Below are 20315 nucleotides of genomic sequence, written 5' to 3' on the forward strand. Positions count from 1 at the left end.
TTCAATACAAATTGAAACCCAATTGAACTGAAAAAATATGGAAACAAATATAACACACGAAGATACAGTAACAAGGGTATTGGAAGCTCTGGAAAGTATCCGTCCGTTCCTGAATAAAGATGGAGGCGATATCGAGCTTATTGATGTGAAGGATAATCTGGTTTATGTAAAGCTTTTAGGCAACTGTTCCGGATGTTCATTAAATTTTTCAACCCTGAAACTGGGTGTTGAAAATACCATTAAACAACATGCGCCGGAGATAGAAAAAGTAGTAAGCGTAGAATAAAGAAAAATTAAATATATATATTTTTGACAGACCTTTAAATTTGAAAGGTCTGTTTTTTATTTATGATGGCTGTTGTATTTTCATTTAAATTATAAAATGCAGACAGCAGATTTATCTTTACAAAGAAGGGATTTGGACAGGGATTTCGTTCTTTTATAATTTATCACACATTATTGAATTTTCATTTTAATTGTTTATAATTGATTTTTAAGAAATTATTAGAGAATTTATGAAAATTTTATAGTAATATTTCTACATGCTCGTGAATGTTATATGTATTATTTTTGTAGAAAATATTTACAGCACTAATATGGGGATGAATGCTTGTAACATACTTTTTTATTCATTTGATTTATATGTTTAATAATTTTTAAAGATTTTATAAAAATTATTTTCAATCGTAGATTCCTGAGTTTCCGGAATCAGAAAACTGGTGTAATAAATTTTAAATAAAAACTCCTGATAGAAAGCTAATGGATAGGAATGTGTGTAGTATTTGGTCTGTAACTTGTATTGAAAACATAAACAATAAAGAGAAGCTGTTTCCCTGTCTTACTGGGACTTTTATTTAAAAAACTAACTCTATGAAAAATATACTCATTGCTGACGGTCACTATGTGGTAAGGACAGGTACAGCTCTGGTGCTCAACTCAAAACTTCAATATCATTGCAATATAGATTTCGCTGAAACATATTCCGAAACAAAGGATATGGTATCCGAAAAGGCATACGACCTTCTGATTATTGATATTGATATACCAGGCAGTATTTTTAAGGCAATGGTGAAAGATCTTAAGAAAAAGCAAAAGCACCTTAAGATTTTATTTTTTTCTACTTATGATGACAATGTAGGGATACAATACATTGAAGAGGGCGCTGCAGGATACCTCAACAAAGGAGCTTCTGAAGCTGAAATTATTACGGCGGTACATTCTATGTTTGAGGAAGGGTACTTCTATACCGTCAATATGATGAAAAAGCTCGTTACCCATACTGCAGGAAGCCATTCTGTAGAAAGGCTCTCAAAAAGAGAATTTCAGATTTTCAAACTTCTCGCTCAGGGAAACGGAAATATAGAAATTTCAAATATTCTCAATCTAAAAATGTCAACCATCAGTACTTATAAGAAAAAGATCTTTGAAAAACTGCAGGTGAAAAATGTAGTGGATCTCGTAAGAATCTATGATGATATGCATTAAATCTACGATCCCGGCGAAAGAATTTTGCCGGGATCGTAGATTTAATGCTGGAAGAATAATAATATTAGTCAAACAAACCCCTAAAACGGGGCTTGTTTCAATTAACTAAATCATATTCTACTTTACAATGACTCTTTTTACATGTCCTTCTGAAGTTTTCACAAGATAAATTCCTGTGGAAAGTTTGGAAGTATCTATGGTTAGAGCATTTTTTTCTTTTCCAATTAATTTTCCGGACATATCATACAGTTCATAATCCTGTGCTCTGTTGAAATAAAGGGTGTTTCCTTTGGATACAGGATTCGGGAATACATTAAAGGTTGTTTTTTCTGTTTTTACCTCACCTGTTGCCAGAGTAGGAGCGCCGGCCACTTCATACATGGATAAGGTTCCGCTTATTTCGTTCGCAACAATTACATATCCTTTAGCTGTTGTCGTATTTTCGGGAGTGATATAGATAATTCCTTCGGGGCCGTTGTCGCCGCCGTAAGCAGAAGTCATCCGGGAATGTTTATAATCGGTAAACGTAGGATTATTCGGGTCTGTGATATTATAAACCATGACACCACCGGTCCTTTCCAGAGTAATAAAAGCATATGTCTGCCCATTGATATTTCCCAAAGCAACTCCTTCCGGTTCAGGACCTTTGGCGCGGCTTCTGTTTTTTATTGTATTTGACTCGTTGTCAGTATTGAAAATCAAAGGATGATTGGCTGCGATATAACGTTCAAACTGGTCTCCGCTGTCGTAAACGATCTGTCGGGTATCTGCATTGAATATGGAAAAAGATCGTGCTCCTAAAGCTGCAATCTCTTCAAAATCTGTATCTCCGTCCGTATTTCCTGTAGCATTGGAAACCCTGAATCTACCTAAATTATAAGATGCTTTTAAAATATCCGATTGAGGAAATGCCGAAGGATCAGGAATATAGCTATTTGCTCCTACCGTTGTTCTTTCACTGAACCCTGAAAGGTCTTTTTCATCTCCTTCGTTGGCCGTCACAATATAATGAGTAGTTCCCACTTTATAATTCTGAACAGCATCCGGAGTATAATACGCTTTTACAGGCCAGTTGGCGATTAAAATTTCATTATTGTTATCCGATGCATCGAAGCCGTTTCCGGGAATGCTCATATCCTTCTTACCCAATCCCCAGATTCCGGCAATGGTTTTTGTTGCTAAATTTACTTCTGCCACCGCATTGTTTTCCTGAAGCGTCACCCATGCTTTCTGACTATCTGAGCTGATCGTAATATATTCAGGCTCGAGATCCTGAGAAAGCGTATTGTTCGTTCTTACTTTTCTTAACCCCGTTGCTGTTAAAGCGGCAACTTGTGAATCAAACACATTGAAATTAAGCGTAGTCACGTTACTTTGGGTGAGATTGGCAATTCCGCCCGATATATCAATAATGCTGATCGTTCCTTCAGGATCAACCGTGTAAGCATCATTTGGTTCTCCTTCATTGGCGGTCATTACTTTTGTGCCGTCCGGTGAGAAAGTTATCATATCCGGAAGAGCGCCTACGGTAACTTGTTTCAGGAAATTCCCGTTGATGTCAAAGAACACCACAGAGCCGTTCTCTTGCGGATTGGTATTTGGAGAAGCAGCGGCAATAATTCCGTTTTTTACGGCAATGCTTGTGATACCTCCGTACGGAGCCATATTAATAGTATTGATTACCGTTGGTGCTGTAGGATTGCTGAAATTAATAATATCAAAAACATCCGTAATCGAACTGATGGTAAACAATCTCTGAGTTGCGGGATCATGAACGACAATTTCCGTAGAGCTGTTGTTGTTTCCGGAAGGATCAAAACTTCCGATATAGTTTAATGAAATCTGATTAGACGGGACAGGAGCCTGTTTGTCGTTATCAACAATATAAACCGTTGCATTATTGTCCCCGGAAATAGTTGCTCCGACCGGGCTTTCGAGGCTCACCACAAAATATTCTGCCTGCTGTTCTTCTGCCGTATCATCAATGATCGGGATATTTACGGTATAGTTTGTTGTGGAAGGAGTAAGTGCAATAGTCTGATTGGCTAATGTAAAATCATTACTGTCTGCTGTGCTGAAAGGAGCCGGTCTCACTACGAGATTTACCGTAGCATTTGCCGGATTGGCAATATTTAATTTAAAAGCTAAAGTCCCGGAGTTTTCATTGACCTTAATAAAATTTTTATCCAAAGAAATGGACGTTCCTGCTGTAGTGAAAGTGGAAGAGGTTGGCGTACTTACAGCATTATCGCTTGTATCTTCCACCATATTAGGCTTTAACGCCAGATAATACGTCTGATTAGGAACTAAACCTGAAGTTGGTATTACAGTAATTTTGTTGTTGGCAAAGGTTGTTGTAAAAGGAATCTGGCTACCCGAAGCATTTCCCAATCTGAAATCAATAAGGTTCTGCGCATTGACATCGGTAATCACAGAATTGTCTGCCAGTCTTACATTTTCATTAAATGAAACGGTAGGGTTTACAGCAGTTGAGGCATTATTGGTGTTGTTTACAGGAAAATAGCTTACCGTTGGAGCGGTAGTATCTGCGCCGCTTACTGCTGTTGCGTCCACCGTAAAATTGTCGAAGCGGTTGTTTCCCACCGTTCCTCCGCCGGCTGCCGAGAATTCAACTTTAAGCTTGAAATTGGGATTGTTGGAAACTCCCGTTACTCCGGTAAAGTCAAACATAATCAACTGTGGATTGGCATCCTGCGGAGAAACCGTCTGATACGTCTGAAATGTGCTTCCATCCGTAGAATAAGACCAGGTTTGTGTCCCTGCGCCCGAGCCTGATCTTCTGGTTGTAAATTTTACAACAACATTTTGATATCCTGTCGTTGGCAAGTTGAACTGCAAATTGCCGTTAATAGGAAAATTATATCTTAAATGGGTTCCTGCAACATCTCCGTTTCGTGCATTCAGGTTTTCTACACTGAAATTCTGCCCTGTACCTCCTGCAAAATCGATTTCTGTTGTTCCGCTTGTTACTGCTGTCATTGATCCCCCGGTTAAACTCACGGCAGGAGTGGTAATGGCAGCAGCTGATGTATTGTTGTTAAAATTCCAGTAGTGAATAAGGGATGTCTGTCCGAAAACCGCTCCCTGAAGGAAAATTGCGGCTATAACAGAACCTTTTAAAAAGTAATGATTGGTCATTTTTGCTGATATTAAATTTATGCAAAAATGGAATTTATACCTTTTAAATATTTTAAGGTAATTTTAATAAATGATTAACAAATAGGTTATTTTAAGGAATAATAAAGAAAAAAATCAACCGTAAGAAATGTATCGTTATCAGAAGTATCTAAAAACGATCTTTGAATTTCATTAATATTAGTTTTTTCTACTTAGACACATTGCCCGAAAAATTCAGGTTCTTTCCAGTTGCTTTTCTCCCGTCAAGAGGGTGTTTCTGCATATAAAAAAATCCCGAAATAGCAGTCAGAACCAATAAAATAAAAGCAACCAGAAAAATTCTTTTTAACATTTCTTTCATATCGCCAGATTTTTAATGTCCTTAATTTCTAATGTTGAGGTGGGGTATCCTTTTTGTACTGCATAGATCATTGCTCTGCCCACTTCCCGTAAAGTTAATGATTTTGTAGGTAATATGGCAGGAAAAATCCAAATAAAAGGCTTAAAAAACCATTTTACATTTTTCTGGCCCTCAACAGGTTTCATAAATCCCGGACGGAAATTATATACAGCCCTGAATCCAAGCTTTCTTAAAGTATTTTCGGTTTTTCCCTTTACCCTTGCCCACATCATCTTTCCACTCTCGGTGCCATCGGTATGAGCACCGGAAACATAGTTGAAAACCAAATCCTGATTCTGAGGTAATACGGTTTTAGCAAAATGGATCGTTGTATCAAAAGTTATTTTGGTGTATTCTTCTTCATTCATTCCGATACTGCTGATGCCCGCACAGAAAAATACAGCGTCATAACCTTTCAGATTTTCATCATGAGTAGGAATGGCAAGGAAATCCGGGACGATATACTCCCTCAGTTTTGCGTGCTTTTTTCCGCAGGGTTTCCGGCTTACACTCAGAACTTCTGAAACATTAGGGTTTTCAAGGCATTCCATAAGAACACCTTCCCCTACCATTCCTGTGGCTCCTGTAAGAATTACTTTAATTGAGTTCATTTTTTAATATTGTTACTATTGCTGACGTTCCAAACTTCTATTTTACTTTATAGAATATAAAAAATTATAATTTTTTTTAAGATTAGCGGGAATGTGATGATGAATGTATTTTACTCTGTCTTTGGAGCTATTTCCTGCTTTCGCTACTCGCTTTTTTATTTTTAGGCTGCGGCGGCGAAGCCGCCGCAGCCTAAAAATAAAAAGAGCTCAAACAGGCCGCTCAATCAGGGCTAGGGTTTTGCAGACCTGTTACTACTTTTCAAACCTAATATAAATATAAAGTTTAATAAGCTTACCATTATCCGGGAACGCTTTCATTTATCGACACAAAAAAACCGATCCCAAGATCGGTTATTATCATTTCAATGAACTTACTTTTTATCCTGTAAGGCATTGTATATATTATGGATCAATCCGTCTGCAACAGATATTTTAGGTACGAAAATCCTGTTGATCTCAGACCATGACATTACGTTGTTGAAAATCTTCAGGGCATGAACCAGAACGTCTGCTCTGTCCTCACGAAGGTTGTATTTCGTCATTCTTTCATCTACGGTGAGATCATTAAACTCTTTAAAAACTTTTTTCAGGTGAGTCAGGGACATGGGTTTACCATCCTTCGTTTTACTCATCGAAAAAACTTTATTGATATTTCCTCCCGAGCCGATTGCAACGATCGGCTTTTTGCTGTTGATGTTCTTTCTGATCTCTTCCTTCATATCTTTCCAGTTATCCGGAGTTACCAGGTCGTTCAGTAAGCGGATGGTTCCGATATTAAAAGACCTTTCGTAGATCATTTTGCCGTTTTCATAGAAAGTAAGCTCTGTAGAACCTCCTCCCACATCAATGTATAGATAAGCAAACTCTTTATCCAGTCCTTCTGCAATGTGATTTTCAAAAACCAATGATGCCTCTTCATCTCCTGAGATAATCTCAATATTGATTCCCGAAGTCTTTTTTACCTCGTCAATAATTTCTTGTCCGTTGGTGGCGTCACGCATGGCACTTGTAGCACACGCTCTGTAATGTTCCACCTTGTAGATCTTCATCAGATCACTGAAAATCTTCATAGAATCAATCACCATTTTCTCACGCTCATCACCTATTTTTCCGTGGGTGAATACATCCATTCCAAGCCTCAGAGGAATCCTTAGAAGGTTAAGCTTGATGAATTCCGGCTGTTTGTTGTTGATTTTCACTTCATTAATCAGCAGTCTGGCCGCGTTACTTCCTATGTCTATAGCTGCGATCTTCATTTTTTATTCTTTTTGGCGTATAAATATCGATAGGTTTCAATCTGAGAACGGCATTCTTCCTTGCCATTATGAATATACTCATTGCTCAGTTTTTTGTCTAAAATACGGGCTTTTACGTTATCTTTCAACTGGATGTCAAGAATATCTTTCAGTTCCTTTTTCAGGTTTTTATCAGTAACTTTTGCTGCAGCCTCAATTCTGTAATCCAGATTTCTGGTCATCCAGTCGGCTGAGGAAATATAGATATCTTCAGCACCTTTGTTGTAAAAATACATCACCCTTGCATGCTCCAGATATTCATCCACAATACTGATTGCTTTTATTTTTTCTTTAAATTCTTTCTGGTTAACAGCACAATAGATCCCTCTTACAATCATCCGGATGTGAACTCCTGCTTTGGCTGCTTCATACAGCTTCTCAATCAAGGCTCTGTCACTCAGGGAATTGGCTTTAATGATCATTTCCGCATGCCTTCCTGCTTTGGCTTCCTCTATTTCCTTATCAATATGGTGAACAATTTTTTCCCGCATAAACTGTGGACACACCAAAAGATTTTTGCAGGTTTTAAGGACAGGAAGAAAATCGTCTTTCGGCTTTTTAAGCACATTGAAAACTTTATTGATGTCAGCCATTATTCCGCGGTCTGCAGTCATCAGCAGATGATCTCCGTATATTCTTGCCGTTTTTTCGTTGAAGTTTCCTGTACTTACAAATCCATACTGAATGGTTTTGTTGTGGGATCTTTTCTTGATTATACACAGCTTGGCGTGAACTTTTTTATTAGGAATACCAATCAATACCGTAATTCCCTCCGGCTCCAGCATTTCTTTCCATTCCAGGTTAGACTCTTCGTCGAACCTCGCCTGAAGCTCAAGCATTACCGTCACTTCTTTGCCGTTCCGCGCCGCGTAGATCAATGCATTGATAATCTTTGAACTGCTTGCCAGACGATACGCTGTAATCTGGATAGATTTTACATCAGGGTCCATCGCAGCCTCCCGAAGAAGGTCAATAACCGGATTATATTTATGGTAAGGAAACGTTAGAAGAACATCATTCTTTAAAATTACATCCGTCACGCGTTCCGTGTTTTCGAAAGCAGGATGGGTAAAAGAAGTTCTTTCAACCGGCTTTTCATATTTTTCGAAAACATCCGGAAAATCCATGAAATGTTTGAAGTTATGAATTTTTCCACCCGGAATGATGCTGTCTTTCTTCGTTAAATTCAATTTTCGGATCAGCATTTCGAGAAGTGCTTTATCCATATCTTTATCAAAAACAAAACGGGTAGGCTTTCCTTTTCTCCTGTTTTTTAATCCTTTTTCAATTTTTTCGGCAAAATTGGTCCTGATATCGTTATCAAGATCAAGTTCTGCGTCCTTGGTTACTTTAAAAGCGTTAGCTGCAAATTCATCATACCCGAAATAGGAGAAAATATGCGGCAGGTTAAAGGTAATTACATCTTCGAGAAGCATAACATCTTTTTCCTGAGGATCTTCGGTCGGGAGCAGCACGAATCTCCCTACAAAACGCGACGGAATTTCTATAATGGCATAATTGCTGGAATACTGCCAGTCTTTTTTTCTCATGGCAACACCCAGATAAAGACTTTTGTCCCTCATATAAGGCATGGGTGTATTTTCATGAAGAAGAATAGGAATTACATTCGATTCAACCACTTCATCAAAATAATTCCTTATGAACTCTTTCTGTTTTGTGGTTAGGTTTTTTGATGTTTTAATAAATACATGATGGTCCGCCATTTCTGCCTGGATTTTTTTCCAGGTTTTATCAAAATTCTGCTGGTGCCGGATTACGATATCATTAATTTTCTGAAGAATTTTTGAAGGAGGCTGATAAAAAGATTCGGCAATTACTTTCTCTTTAAAATCCATGGCACGTTTTAATCCCGCAACACGCACTCTGAAAAATTCATCTAAATTATTTGAAAAAATCCCTAAAAAACGGATTCTCAAATGCAAAGGAACCTTCTCGTCCATTGCTTCCTGAAGTACTCTTTCATTAAAGGCAAGCCAGGTAATATCTCTCGGATTAAAATGTAATGACATTCGTTAGTTTATATTTTTATCAAAAATAATAATTCACCTTTTTTTACTGAAGGTTTTTTACGTTAAGCTTTATTCATTTAACATCAAAACTCCTGAAAATTATTTTTGCAGTGATTAAAGTTATCAAAAATCCTCTTAATGGAAACAGATGTTTGAATTTTATTCATTATAAACTGAAAAGTGACATATTGAACAGAAAGGCTCAATTGATTTTCGTCAAAATCAGGCATTATAGTTATATTAATATATACTGAGACGTCTTTTGTATTGCTCCTTGCGACGTTGTATGTCAATTTGTCACAAAAAAACATATGGTATAAATATTGAGAAATACAGAATGTAAATAAAAATTAAAAATAGAAAAATAAAAATATTATGAGTAAAATAATCGGAATCGACTTAGGAACAACCAACTCTTGTGTTGCTGTAATGGAGGGAAAAGACCCTGTTGTTATTCCTAACGCAGAAGGTAAAAGAACAACGCCGTCTATCGTTGCATTTACAGAAGATGGTGAAAGAAAAGTAGGGGATCCTGCAAAAAGACAGGCGGTGACCAATCCTACAAAAACGGTTTACTCTATCAAAAGATTTATCGGAACACACTTTAAAGATGATGCTTCTGAAATCTCCAGAGTACCTTATAAAGTAGTATCCGGACCAAACGATACCGTAAAAGTAAAAATCGACGACAGAGAATATACGCCACAGGAAATTTCTGCAATGACGCTTCAGAAAATGAAGAAAACTGCTGAAGATTATCTTGGTCAGGAAGTAACGAGAGCGGTAATCACTGTTCCTGCATACTTCAATGATGCTCAGAGACAGGCTACTAAAGAAGCCGGTGAAATTGCTGGCCTTAAAGTAGAAAGAATCATCAACGAGCCAACAGCTGCAGCGTTAGCATACGGTTTGGATAAAAACCACAAAGACCAGAAAATCGCAGTATACGATTTAGGAGGTGGTACTTTCGATATCTCTATCCTTGATTTGGGAGACGGTGTATTCGAAGTATTGTCTACCAACGGAGATACACACTTAGGAGGTGATGATTTCGATGATGTGATCATCAACTGGATGGCAGATGAATTCAAATCTGAAGAAGGTGTTGATCTAAAATCGGATGCTATTGCACTACAAAGATTGAAAGAAGCAGCTGAAAAAGCAAAAATCGAGTTATCTTCTTCTCCACAAACAGAAATCAACCTTCCATATATTACCGCTACCGCTACAGGTCCTAAACACTTAGTGAAGACTTTAACGAAAGCTAAATTCGAGCAGTTGTCTGCAGATCTTGTCAGAAGATCTATGGAGCCGGTTGCAAAAGCATTGAAAGATGCAGGTTTATCAACTTCAGATATCGACGAAGTAATCCTGGTAGGTGGTTCTACAAGAATCCCGATCATTCAGGAAGAAGTTGAGAAATTCTTCGGAAAAAAACCATCTAAAGGTGTTAACCCGGACGAGGTTGTGGCAATTGGTGCAGCGATCCAGGGAGGTGTATTGACAGGAGATGTAAAAGACGTTCTTCTATTAGACGTTACACCTCTTTCTCTGGGTATCGAAACAATGGGTTCTGTTTTCACTAAACTAATCGAAGCGAACACTACGATTCCAACTAAAAAATCTGAGGTATTCTCTACAGCTTCTGATAACCAGCCGGCTGTAAGCATCAGAGTAGGACAGGGAGAAAGACCAATGTTCAACGATAACAAAGAAATCGGCAGATTCGACCTTACAGATATTCCACCAGCGCCAAGAGGGGTTCCTCAAATCGAAGTAACATTCGATATCGATGCTAACGGTATCTTAAGTGTTTCTGCTAAAGACAAAGGAACAGGTAAAGAGCAGTCTATCAAAATTCAGGCATCTTCAGGTCTTTCTGACGAAGAAATCGAAAGAATGAAGAAAGAAGCTCAGGAAAATGCTTCTGCGGATGCCAAGAAAAAAGAAGAAGTTGAAATCTTCAATAAAGCAGACGGATTGATCTTCCAGACAGAAAAGCAATTGAAAGAGTTTGGTGATAAATTATCTGCAGATAAAAAAGCAGCCATTGAAACCGCTCACGGAGAACTGAAAACTGCTTTCGAAGCTAAAAATGCAGATGACGTAAAAGCTAAAACAGAAGCTCTGGATGCAGCTTGGATGGCAGCTTCAGAAGAATTGTACGCAGCAGGACAACAGCCTGGTGCCGATGCAGGTGCTCAAAATCCTGGAGGTAACAATACAGGAGCCGATGATGTGCAGGATGCAGATTTTGAAGAAGTGAAATAATTGCATTTCATTAAAATTTTCATAAAAATAAATCCTCAGGCGAAAGCCTGGGGATTTTTTTGTGTTAAAGTTTGGAACGTTTTTCCGTTTTCGAAAATTTATCAAATTTCATGTATTTAAAAAAAGTAACTTTAAGAATTAGTTCACTTCATTTCTAACTTTAATTTAAACACCATGAAAAAAAATTATGCTATTTTTTTACTGATCTTATGTGTGCAGACTGTTTTTTCACAATATAAGATGCCCGTGGCTTTTGTCACTTCGCTACAACCGGCCCAAGCAGGAAGTGAAGCCGGAAAAGCTGTTGATAATAATACGAATACGTTGTATCATTCTGGATACAGTTTAACAACGGCAATGCCGGATCAGTTAAGTTTTATATTTTCAAATCGTGTCAAAAGTGTGAACAGGTTGATATATAAACCAAGACTTACAGGATTGAATGGAATATGGACAAGCGTAAAGATTTCGTATTCTACACAGATGAATCCAGCGGTATTTACCGATGCAACAGGCGTTATTAACTGGGCTGCTGATAATACAGAAAAAATAATTGATTTATCTACTGCCATCATTAAACCAGCAGTAATTAAAGTTGATGTTTATTCGGCATATGGTAACTTTTCAAGCTGTGCAGAAATGGAATTTTACTCCAGTGAGCAAATAAGTCCGGTACAGACAGAATGTTCACTTCCAACCGGTGAGTTTGCTGCTAATGCGGATATCCCCGTATTGCCTCAGATTACAGGATCTTCGGCTTCAAGCTTTCAGCCGGGGCAGGAAATTGATAAATCTTTTGACGGAAATCTAAGTACAATGTATCATTGTGCATGGAATGCAACTGCAGCAAATTTCCCAATCACACTAATATACAGATTCAGCGGACAGACCTTCATTAATTATATGCGATATACACCGAGGCAGGATGGAAATCCCAACGGACATTTCGGAAATGTGAAAATTAGTTATAACACGAATTCAAATGCGAACTATGTTACTATTACAACACAAAATTTCGGGCAGACAAACACAACAAAAACAGTAATGTTTCCTTCTAATGTTAAACCTAAAAATGTTAAGATTGAAGTTCTTGATGGTAAAAACAATTTTGCAAGCTGTGCAGAGATGGAATTTTTCCGGACAAATCCTAATGGTTTTAATTCCTCAGCATATTCTAATATTTTTAATGACGCTGTTTTCAGTACTTTAAAGCCTACCGTTACGCAACAAGTGATCAACGGAATTACTTCTCCATTTATGAAGGGATTAGCTCAATGTCTGTTTGATAATACCTATAATAAAAAATACAGGGTTCAGACTTTTTCGCCCTATAAAACAATTGAAAGCATCAATTCTCAATACAAATTAGCTAATTATAATAACTATGAAAATCCTACTGGAATTTTATTTCAGGCCAGCACAACAGCGATTGTTTTTGCTAAAGATATTACAACAACAAACAGGGTTTATTTAAGAGTGAGAGATTTTGCTACAGAAGGTTCTTCTCCCGAAAAAACTTATGAATTAAAAAACGGAATCAACATTCTGAATATTACCAATACGGGATTAGGCTATATCTCTTACTATACTGATGATGCAAATGCGGCTCCGATTTCCCTGAATATTACTGCCGGAATTGTAAACGGAATCTATAAAAAAGGTACGCCTTCCGCAGAATGGACCGATATGCTTACCAATGATGTTTACTCTAAGATAGATATGGAAGGTTATTATTCAAACCTACTTATGGATAAGGTTGCTGTAGGTAGTTTGAATTTACAGAATCCACAGCCGTTAATTGATAAATATGACGCCATTACAAAATCAGAAAGGGAAATGATGGGCTTCTTTAAATTTAATAAAAATTTAAAAAACAGGCAGTTTGCTTATACCGAATCTTCAGGAGGATGGTATGCCAGTGATTTGGGTGCTCATCTGGATCTTAGCTGGGGATTTGCCAATTCTGTTTCGGCAACAAATCTGGATATTTGGGGCGTTGCACACGAGTTAGGCCATATCAATCAGGTAAGACCGGGACTAAAATGGGTTGGAACTACAGAAATTACCAATAATTTATATTCATTGTGGTCATATTACAACCTATATGTACCAACAGGAACAAACAGGTTTACAAGGCTTGAATCAGAAGTTGCTGATAAATCTTCTTTCCCAAGGGTGGCAGGAAACAGATTCGGAGAAATCATTATTCAGACTCAGATCAATGGGAAAAGTATTATGGATCAATTTAGAACAGATTATGTGAATCCGCTTGATGCAAACTTCAGAAGTCTGGTTCCATTCTGGCAATTGGAATTATATTATCAGTTGGCAGGTGCTTCTAAAGGTGTTCCGACTTTAGATTTTGATGCAGATATGTCTGATGAGGCTACTCAAACTACCAATCCGGTAAGTGGTGTAGATTATGCACATTGGTTTGCAACTGTTGCCGAAAAAGTGAGAAATACAAATGAGTCTCAGCTTACACAAGGGCAATTGGTAATGAATTTTGTTAAAAATACTTGCGATGCCGTACAGGAAGACCTTACAGATTTCTTTACCAATACAGGTTTTTTGAAACCGATTAATGCAACAATTGGAGACTATGTCAATGACCAGCTGGTTATTACCCAGGCTATGATTGATGATGTAAAAAGCTATGTTCTAACGAAAGGTTATGCAAAACCGGTTTCTCCGGTAATTAATTATATTTCTGCACATAGTGTGAATGCGTTTAAAAATCTTCTTCCTGTTTCAGGAGTTACGGGGGTTGGTGCACAAATCATAACGAACGCAGAGGGACAATTTCTATTGGTGGATAATGCTCAGTGGCCAAATGCCGTTGCTTTCGAAACCTATGATGCAAACAGTCAGCTGATTAGTGTTTCTGTCGTTGGAACAGGAGATACAACATTAGCAAATACATATGTTGATTTCCCATTAAATAGCCAAAAAGTATATGCGGTAGGTTATAACGGACAGAAAATTTTGGTTTATCCGATAACAACTTTGGCAGTAAATAGCGGTAAGTAAAATAATGATAAAAATACAAGTTATACAGAAGGGAAGCAGCCTGGTGTCGATGCAGGAACTGATGATGTGCAGGATGCAGACTTCGAGGAAGTAAAAAGCATAATTCTTATAAAATTAAGACTGCTTTAAACGTAAGTTTAAAGCAGTTTTTTATTGCCGTTCATTTATAAAAAGTCTATTGCCTTAAATTCATCATCTATAAAATTAAAAATTAGTAAGTTCAGAAAATTCAACAAAAAAATAAAACCATAATCGTTAGTATTGCTACAAAAATTTTATTCAAATTCAGTATAAATACTTAATTCCGATAATGCTGTAATGTCTAATTTTATCATGAAATAATCGGGGAATTAGATTGTTCTAAATGTGAGGAAAATTTAGAAATAATAAAATATTAACTAATTTTTCTTAACAAATAGCAATTATGTCAATAATAAATTTAAATTTGTAATCAAATGTGGTTGCTGTAGAAACAGTTCTATTGCAGAGAAAAACTAAATAATATAATCATGAAAATCATTGTAAACTATTCTTTTTTCAAATTAATATCACTGTTTAGTGACTGACAGAAGTGCAAAATACATTCTCAACTTGGGTTTTGTATTTGCCTGTATGGATGCTTTTCTTCAATCCAACATCTAACAACTTATCAATTTATTCAGATTGGGATTCATTTATCATTATTCTGAGTAGGTTATATTTTAATAAATATTCATTTTTAAAAACAATAATTATGGACGGAACAATTGGAGAAATCCGACTTTTTGCCGCAAACTTTGCTCCCAAATCATGGCAGTATTGTAATGGCGCCTTATTGGCCATCAGGTCAAATACGGCTTTATTTTCACTTTTAGGAAACACCTATGGTGGAGATGGTATAACGACTTTTGGTCTTCCGAACCTTGCCGGGAGGTCGGCTGTAGGAGCGGGGCAGGGACCTGGTTTATCTTATTACAGTTTGGGAGAAATGACAGGTACAAACTCTGTAACCCTTACCATGTCAAATTTACCTGCCCATACCCACAATTTATCAGGGAATGTTGTAATTCCTGCTTATTCGGATGAAGGAGATTCAGGAACTCCGGCAAACAATATCCTTGCATCAAAGGCATCAATGTACAGCAATCAGGGTACCGACTCTACTACAAAAGCAGTTCCGCTGGCATTGCAGGTAGGTGTTTCGGGAGGGAATAACGCACTCACTATTGTTCAGCCTTCACTTGGAATGAATTATATTATTTGCCTTTACGGGACTTTTCCTCCAAGAGGATAATTACTGGAATTTAAAATAAAATTAATAACAATTAAAGATATCATTATGGAAGGTTATATAGGAGAAGTACGTTTATTTGGTGGAAATTTTGCTCCGCTTGGCTGGGCTTTCTGCGACGGAACACTTTATAGTATCTCACAATTTGAGGCAGTATACACAATATTAGGAACTACTTTCGGTGGCGATGGCCGCAATACGTTCGGCGTTCCGGATCTTCGAGGAAGAGTTGCTGTAGGAACAGGCCAGGGAGCTGGTCTTACTCCTATAGATTTAGGAGAGGTAGGCGGAACTGAAACGGTTACCATGACTACCGCGCAAATGCCTGCGCACAGCCATACCGCAGCAGCAACAATTGCATTTCCATGTTTTTCAGATGAAGGTAATACCGGATCTCCGGCAGGTAACGTACTCGCAGGTTCAGCTGCAGCATATTCCACTCAGGCACCAGATACTTTTATCGCACCGGCTACCACAACGGGTTCCATATCCGCTGTAGGAAATAATATTCCTTTTAGTATTGTACAGCCTGTGCTCGCAACCAATTATATTATTTGTCTTGAAGGATATTATCCGCCAAGACAGGATTAATTCATTAAACTATTAATAGAAAAACGATTATTATGGAAGGAACCATGTCAGAAATAAGAATGTTTGCCGGAAATTTTGCTCCCAAGTATTGGGCGTTTTGTCAGGGGCAGACAATATCGATTAGTACTAACCAGGCACTTTTTGCGCTTTTAGGTACAATGTACGGAGGTAACGGGACAACAACCTTCATGCTTCCGAATTTTGCAGGAAGAACAGCTGTGGGAACCGGTACCGGAGCAGGAACCAAAGTATTTCAATTAGGAATGACGGCAGGTACTGAAACGGTAACCTGCGATATACAGCACATGCCAACGCATACACACACTGCAGGGTCTGAAACAGTTTCAATAAAAACATTTTCAGATGAAGGAAATACAGGTTCTCCGGCAGGCAGTACACTTGCATCATTACAGGGTTTGTATTCTAATCAGCAGCCAGACAGCACCATGAAAGCAATACCTAATGCATTCGCGTTAAGCGTTTCAGGTGCAGGGCAGCCGATGAGTATTCGTCAGCCTTATCTGGGAATGAATTACATCATCTGTATGTACGGGATTTTTCCGTCAAGATCTTAATTAACATTTATTAATTCAATCTGCGGCAAAACAGTTTGCCGCAGACTGACTTTATTAAGAATATGAAAATAGCTTTACTTTTACCGCGGTCTGTTATTTATCCCTCCATTTCTTTTGATATTATGGACGGTTTCAAACAATCCCTTAAGAATATGGGACTGGAAGGATACCATGAAATCATTTCAGCAGGAATTGGGGTTGCTGCAAAAAACGAGGAAATTTATGATCATTGCGAACAGTTTTTGCTTGCCGGTACAGATATCATAATAGGATATATGAATCCTTTTTCAGCAGAATTTGTACATCCTCTTTTTGAATCTTCGGGAAAAACTCTCATCGTTCTTGATAGTGGTTATCATTTTCCTAAATTCAGCAAAAAGCTTTCAAATGCATGGTTTATCTCTCTTCAGGGTGGCCTTTGTACACGTGTAATAACACATAAAGCCATTGAAGACGGATTCAGGAATTTTGCATTCAGCTGCTCTTTTTATGATGCAGGATACCGCCCTTCTTATGTATATGCAGCTGCTGCTGAAGAAAAAGGAGGATCTATAGTTTTTAACCACATTACTTCTTTAAAGCGTTCTGATTTTACATTGAAACCACTTACGGAATTTCTTGAAAAAGAACCGGATACCGCAGTACTTGCCACTTTTTGTGGTGATATGGCGGAAGATTTTTTTGCAGGAAGCAGTGAAATGGCAGGTCATTATAAAGTCTATGGTACAGGCTTTACTTCCGATGAAACCTGGCTGGGAAAAATACCATATCCCGGATATGACTGGAGTGCGGCAATAGCCTGGTCCAGAAATTTGAAGATTCCTGAAAATGAAATTTTTGTAAATATAATGGATGGAATTAAATATGGTAAAGCCAACCTTTTCTCTTTATTGGGATGGGAAGCTGCACAGTTCATAGGGCTTGAAAATAAAGAGTTTGATGGAATGTCCATTCATTCACCGCGTGGGAAAGTGTATATGAATCAGGAAAACGGATTTTCTGAGGCGGAAATTTATTACGCTACCGTTTCAAGAGATGAAGAAACAGGAAACTGTCTTTTAAAGGAAGTTCATACTGCTACTGTTACAGAACAGGAACGAGCAGCCTTAGAAAAGAATATTGAATATATCAGGACTGTGGAAGCCAATACATGGCTTAATGCTTATGCGTGTTTAGAATCATGACAGATCCATTAAAAATAGCAGTCTTATGTAACAACCGGATGGCATTTCCGGCTTTGCAGGCTTTACGTGCTGCGGGCCGGCTTTGTGCATTAGGAGTGCCTGATAAGAATGCGGAAGTCATCGAATTTTGCTCAATGCTTTCAAAGCAGTCAGGAATACCTCTTTTTATTATGACATCCGAAAGCTGCACCAGTCAGATAAAAAATATGATGGAGATTTCCGGCGCCAATACCGTTTTTACCATGACTTTTCCCTGGAAAATTTCTTCTGAAATTCTCTCCCTTTATTCTGGTAAATTCTACAACTTCCATTATGGGCTTCTACCCGAAATGAGAGGGGCTGATCCTGTTTTTGAAACGATAAGAAGTCGTTCAGGGCAATCGGGAATTACTGTTCATATTATCGATAAATATATTGATAAAGGAGCTATTATTCTTAAAAAAAATATTCCTGTTAATGCTGATATGACACATGGGGCATTATGTACTCATTTGTCGTGGTTAGGAGCCAATCTTTTGAATGAACTTCTAAATCTTTTGCAAAGAAATTTTCAGGGAACGGAACAGAGCGAAGAAAAGGCACGCTATTATTCCAAACCAAGTGCTTCTGATGTCTGTATTTCGTGGGAAAAGCAGGATGCCGAGACCATTGAAGCATTAATCAGAGCATGTAACCCTTGGAATAAAGGAGCCTATACCCAATGGAACGGATGGAATATCAGGGTATTGGAAGCTACACTCATTCATAATGCAGATCTTCAGACAGGGCTTCCCGGGACCATCGTTTCTTTAAATAAGGAAAACGGATTAATTGTAAAATGTAATCATAATTCACATCTAAGATTAGATATAATCTACACCGAAGAAGGCTTCATGAGCGGGCATAAATTATCCGCTTTTGGGCTTAGAACAGGTGGGAAATTTCAAAACTTATAACTTAAATATAATTAAAAATGAAAAATTTTTATTCTACAATCAAAACGCTGGCGAAAACAGTCGTCACAACGGGAGCGTTGTTGCTGGGATATGCCCAGGCACAGACGACGCTCTCACCCGGAGGGATCGCGTTTACCTCTTACGATTCCAGCTCTACTTCGGTAGATGTATTTTCATTTGTTTTGCTTGCCCCTATTTCAAGCGGAACACAAATAAGCTTTACCGATCGGGGATATCAGGGAAGCAATGCCTGGCAAGCAGCCGGATCAACAGAATCTGCAATTACATGGACCAGCGGTACTGCGTTGCCGGCCGGTACTGAAGTGTATATTTCCGCGTTGTCAGCTTCTGTGTATAATCCTGCGACAACTACATCCATACCCAATGGTACTGTAGCGCTTACCGACGGAACATCTTCTAATGGATTGGTTTTATCATCTGTGGGAGATCAGATTATAGCTTTCCAGGGAGGGAATGGTAGTGTTACAGGTGCCAACGTGACCTGCATTGCCGGTATCAACTATTTTTATACAGCAGGCTCTACAACAGCTGCATGGAATAGTGATGCCGTTGGAAGTCCTAACGCTTCATTAATGCCACCTGGACTTACAGGAGGAACGAATGCATTTTATACAGGACCGGTATCTGGTGTCACAGTAGCTAGATCAGGAAAGTTTAACTGTACCGGTGTTCCAACATCAACAGTTGCTAATATAAGAACAGCGGTCATGAATAATGCCAACTGGACACTCAGTACTGCTGCAGGATCGCAGTATTCAGGGTGTACATTTCTGGCCAGTAATCCGGTAATTACAGCAAGTCCGGCAAACAGGACGATATGTGCAGGAGGTACCACTACCTTCACGGTTACTGCTTCGGGAGCTACTTCTTACCAGTGGTATCAGAATTCTGGTAGTGGATTTATTGCTTTGACTAACACCGCTCCTTATTCAGGAGTTACCACTAATACTTTAACAATCACAGGGGCTACTTCAGCAATGAACGGTTATCAGTACCGTGCAGTGGCAATTGGTGCAGGTTCTGCTACTTCTAATGCTGCTACATTAACGGTTGTAAGCATTAGTACAACCGGTAGTAAAACGGATGTTTCTTGTAATGGCGGTTCTAATGGCCAGGCTACGGTCGTACCATCGGGGGGCGTAGCACCTTATACATATTCTTGGGCACCTTTCGGGGGCACTGCTGCAACGGCAACAGGTCTGTCTGCCGGAACCTACACTGTAACAGTTACGGATAATTTTGGATGTCAGGCCACAAGAACGTTTACGATTAATGAGCCTGCCAGTGCAGTAAGCGGAACAACGGTAGTAACAAACGTAGCTTGTAACGGAGCTTCCAACGGAGCTATCAACTTAACTCCAGCCGGAGGAACAGCACCTTATACATTCAACTGGGGTGGAGGAATCACAACAGAAGACAGAACAGGGTTATCTGCCGGAACGTATACCGTAACCATTACTGATGCTAACGGATGTACAG

Annotated in this window: 14 protein-coding genes and 1 pseudogene; 10 read left to right on the top strand and 5 right to left on the bottom strand. The window is 38.4% G+C overall.

Going from position 1 to position 20315, the window contains the following annotated elements; translation table 11 throughout:
- Window positions 1–37: 37 nt before the first annotated feature.
- Entirely contained in the window at window positions 38–286 is a 249-nt protein-coding gene (locus HHL20_RS01690) for a NifU family protein (protein WP_169229467.1), read from the top strand.
- A gap of 584 nt (window positions 287–870) precedes the next feature.
- A complete protein-coding gene (locus HHL20_RS01695) occupies window positions 871–1485 on the top strand; it encodes a response regulator transcription factor (RefSeq protein WP_169229468.1) in 615 nt (204 codons plus the stop codon).
- A gap of 117 nt (window positions 1486–1602) precedes the next feature.
- Here HHL20_RS01695 and HHL20_RS01700 read toward each other — a convergent pair whose 3' ends face one another.
- From HHL20_RS01700 to ppk1, 5 genes are all read right to left on the bottom strand, one after another.
- Window positions 1603–4644 carry a choice-of-anchor I family protein gene (locus HHL20_RS01700; RefSeq protein ID WP_169229469.1) on the bottom strand — a complete coding sequence of 1014 codons (3042 nt, stop codon included), beginning with the start codon at window positions 4642–4644 and terminating at the stop codon, window positions 1603–1605.
- A 187-nt stretch (window positions 4645–4831) separates the two neighbouring features.
- Window positions 4832–4984 carry a hypothetical protein gene (locus tag HHL20_RS01705; RefSeq protein WP_169229470.1) on the bottom strand — a complete coding sequence of 51 codons (153 nt, stop codon included), beginning with the start codon at window positions 4982–4984 and terminating at the stop codon, window positions 4832–4834.
- Window positions 4981–5634: an NAD-dependent epimerase/dehydratase family protein gene (locus HHL20_RS01710; RefSeq protein ID WP_169229471.1), complete on the bottom strand. Its 654-nt coding sequence runs from the start codon at window positions 5632–5634 to the stop codon at window positions 4981–4983. Before HHL20_RS01710 ends, HHL20_RS01705 begins: the two co-directional genes overlap by 4 nt.
- 371 nt (window positions 5635–6005) lie before the next feature.
- Window positions 6006–6890 carry a Ppx/GppA phosphatase family protein gene (locus HHL20_RS01715; RefSeq protein ID WP_169229472.1) on the bottom strand — a complete coding sequence of 295 codons (885 nt, stop codon included), beginning with the start codon at window positions 6888–6890 and terminating at the stop codon, window positions 6006–6008.
- Window positions 6887–8959, bottom strand: a complete 2073-nt coding sequence (gene ppk1 / locus HHL20_RS01720; RefSeq protein ID WP_169229473.1) for a polyphosphate kinase 1 — start codon at window positions 8957–8959, stop codon at window positions 6887–6889. Before ppk1 ends, HHL20_RS01715 begins: the two co-directional genes overlap by 4 nt.
- A gap of 375 nt (window positions 8960–9334) precedes the next feature.
- On the opposite strand from ppk1, the gene dnaK reads away from it, so the two are divergent.
- The 8 genes and pseudogenes from dnaK to HHL20_RS01760 form a co-directional block, all read left to right on the top strand.
- Window positions 9335–11230 (top strand): molecular chaperone DnaK, encoded by a 1896-nt coding sequence (gene dnaK / locus HHL20_RS01725; RefSeq protein WP_169229474.1) that lies wholly within the window; start codon window positions 9335–9337, stop codon window positions 11228–11230.
- Between the two features lie 174 nt (window positions 11231–11404).
- Window positions 11405–14260 carry a M60 family metallopeptidase gene (locus tag HHL20_RS01730; RefSeq protein WP_169229475.1) on the top strand — a complete coding sequence of 952 codons (2856 nt, stop codon included), beginning with the start codon at window positions 11405–11407 and terminating at the stop codon, window positions 14258–14260.
- Between the two features lie 733 nt (window positions 14261–14993).
- Complete coding sequence (locus HHL20_RS01735) at window positions 14994–15533, top strand: phage tail protein (protein WP_169229476.1); 540 nt, start codon at window positions 14994–14996, stop codon at window positions 15531–15533.
- Window positions 15534–15578: 45 nt separating this feature from the next.
- Window positions 15579–16121, top strand: a complete 543-nt coding sequence (locus HHL20_RS01740; RefSeq protein ID WP_194306221.1) for a phage tail protein — start codon at window positions 15579–15581, stop codon at window positions 16119–16121.
- A gap of 32 nt (window positions 16122–16153) precedes the next feature.
- Complete coding sequence (locus HHL20_RS01745) at window positions 16154–16696, top strand: phage tail protein (RefSeq protein ID WP_169229477.1); 543 nt, start codon at window positions 16154–16156, stop codon at window positions 16694–16696.
- A 62-nt stretch (window positions 16697–16758) separates the two neighbouring features.
- The gene (locus tag HHL20_RS01750) at window positions 16759–17880 is read left to right on the top strand and encodes a type 1 periplasmic-binding domain-containing protein (RefSeq protein ID WP_169229478.1); all 1122 of its coding nucleotides are present in this window, start codon (window positions 16759–16761) and stop codon (window positions 17878–17880) included.
- Window positions 17877–18815, top strand: a complete 939-nt coding sequence (locus HHL20_RS01755) for a formyltransferase family protein (RefSeq protein WP_169229479.1) — start codon at window positions 17877–17879, stop codon at window positions 18813–18815. Before HHL20_RS01750 ends, HHL20_RS01755 begins: the two co-directional genes overlap by 4 nt.
- A gap of 17 nt (window positions 18816–18832) precedes the next feature.
- Window positions 18833–20315, top strand: a pseudogene (locus HHL20_RS01760) (SprB repeat-containing protein); the annotation flags it as partial.

It is taken from the genome of Chryseobacterium cheonjiense (genome assembly GCF_012927265.1).
GTDB classification, from domain to species: Bacteria; Bacteroidota; Bacteroidia; order Flavobacteriales; family Weeksellaceae; genus Chryseobacterium; species Chryseobacterium cheonjiense.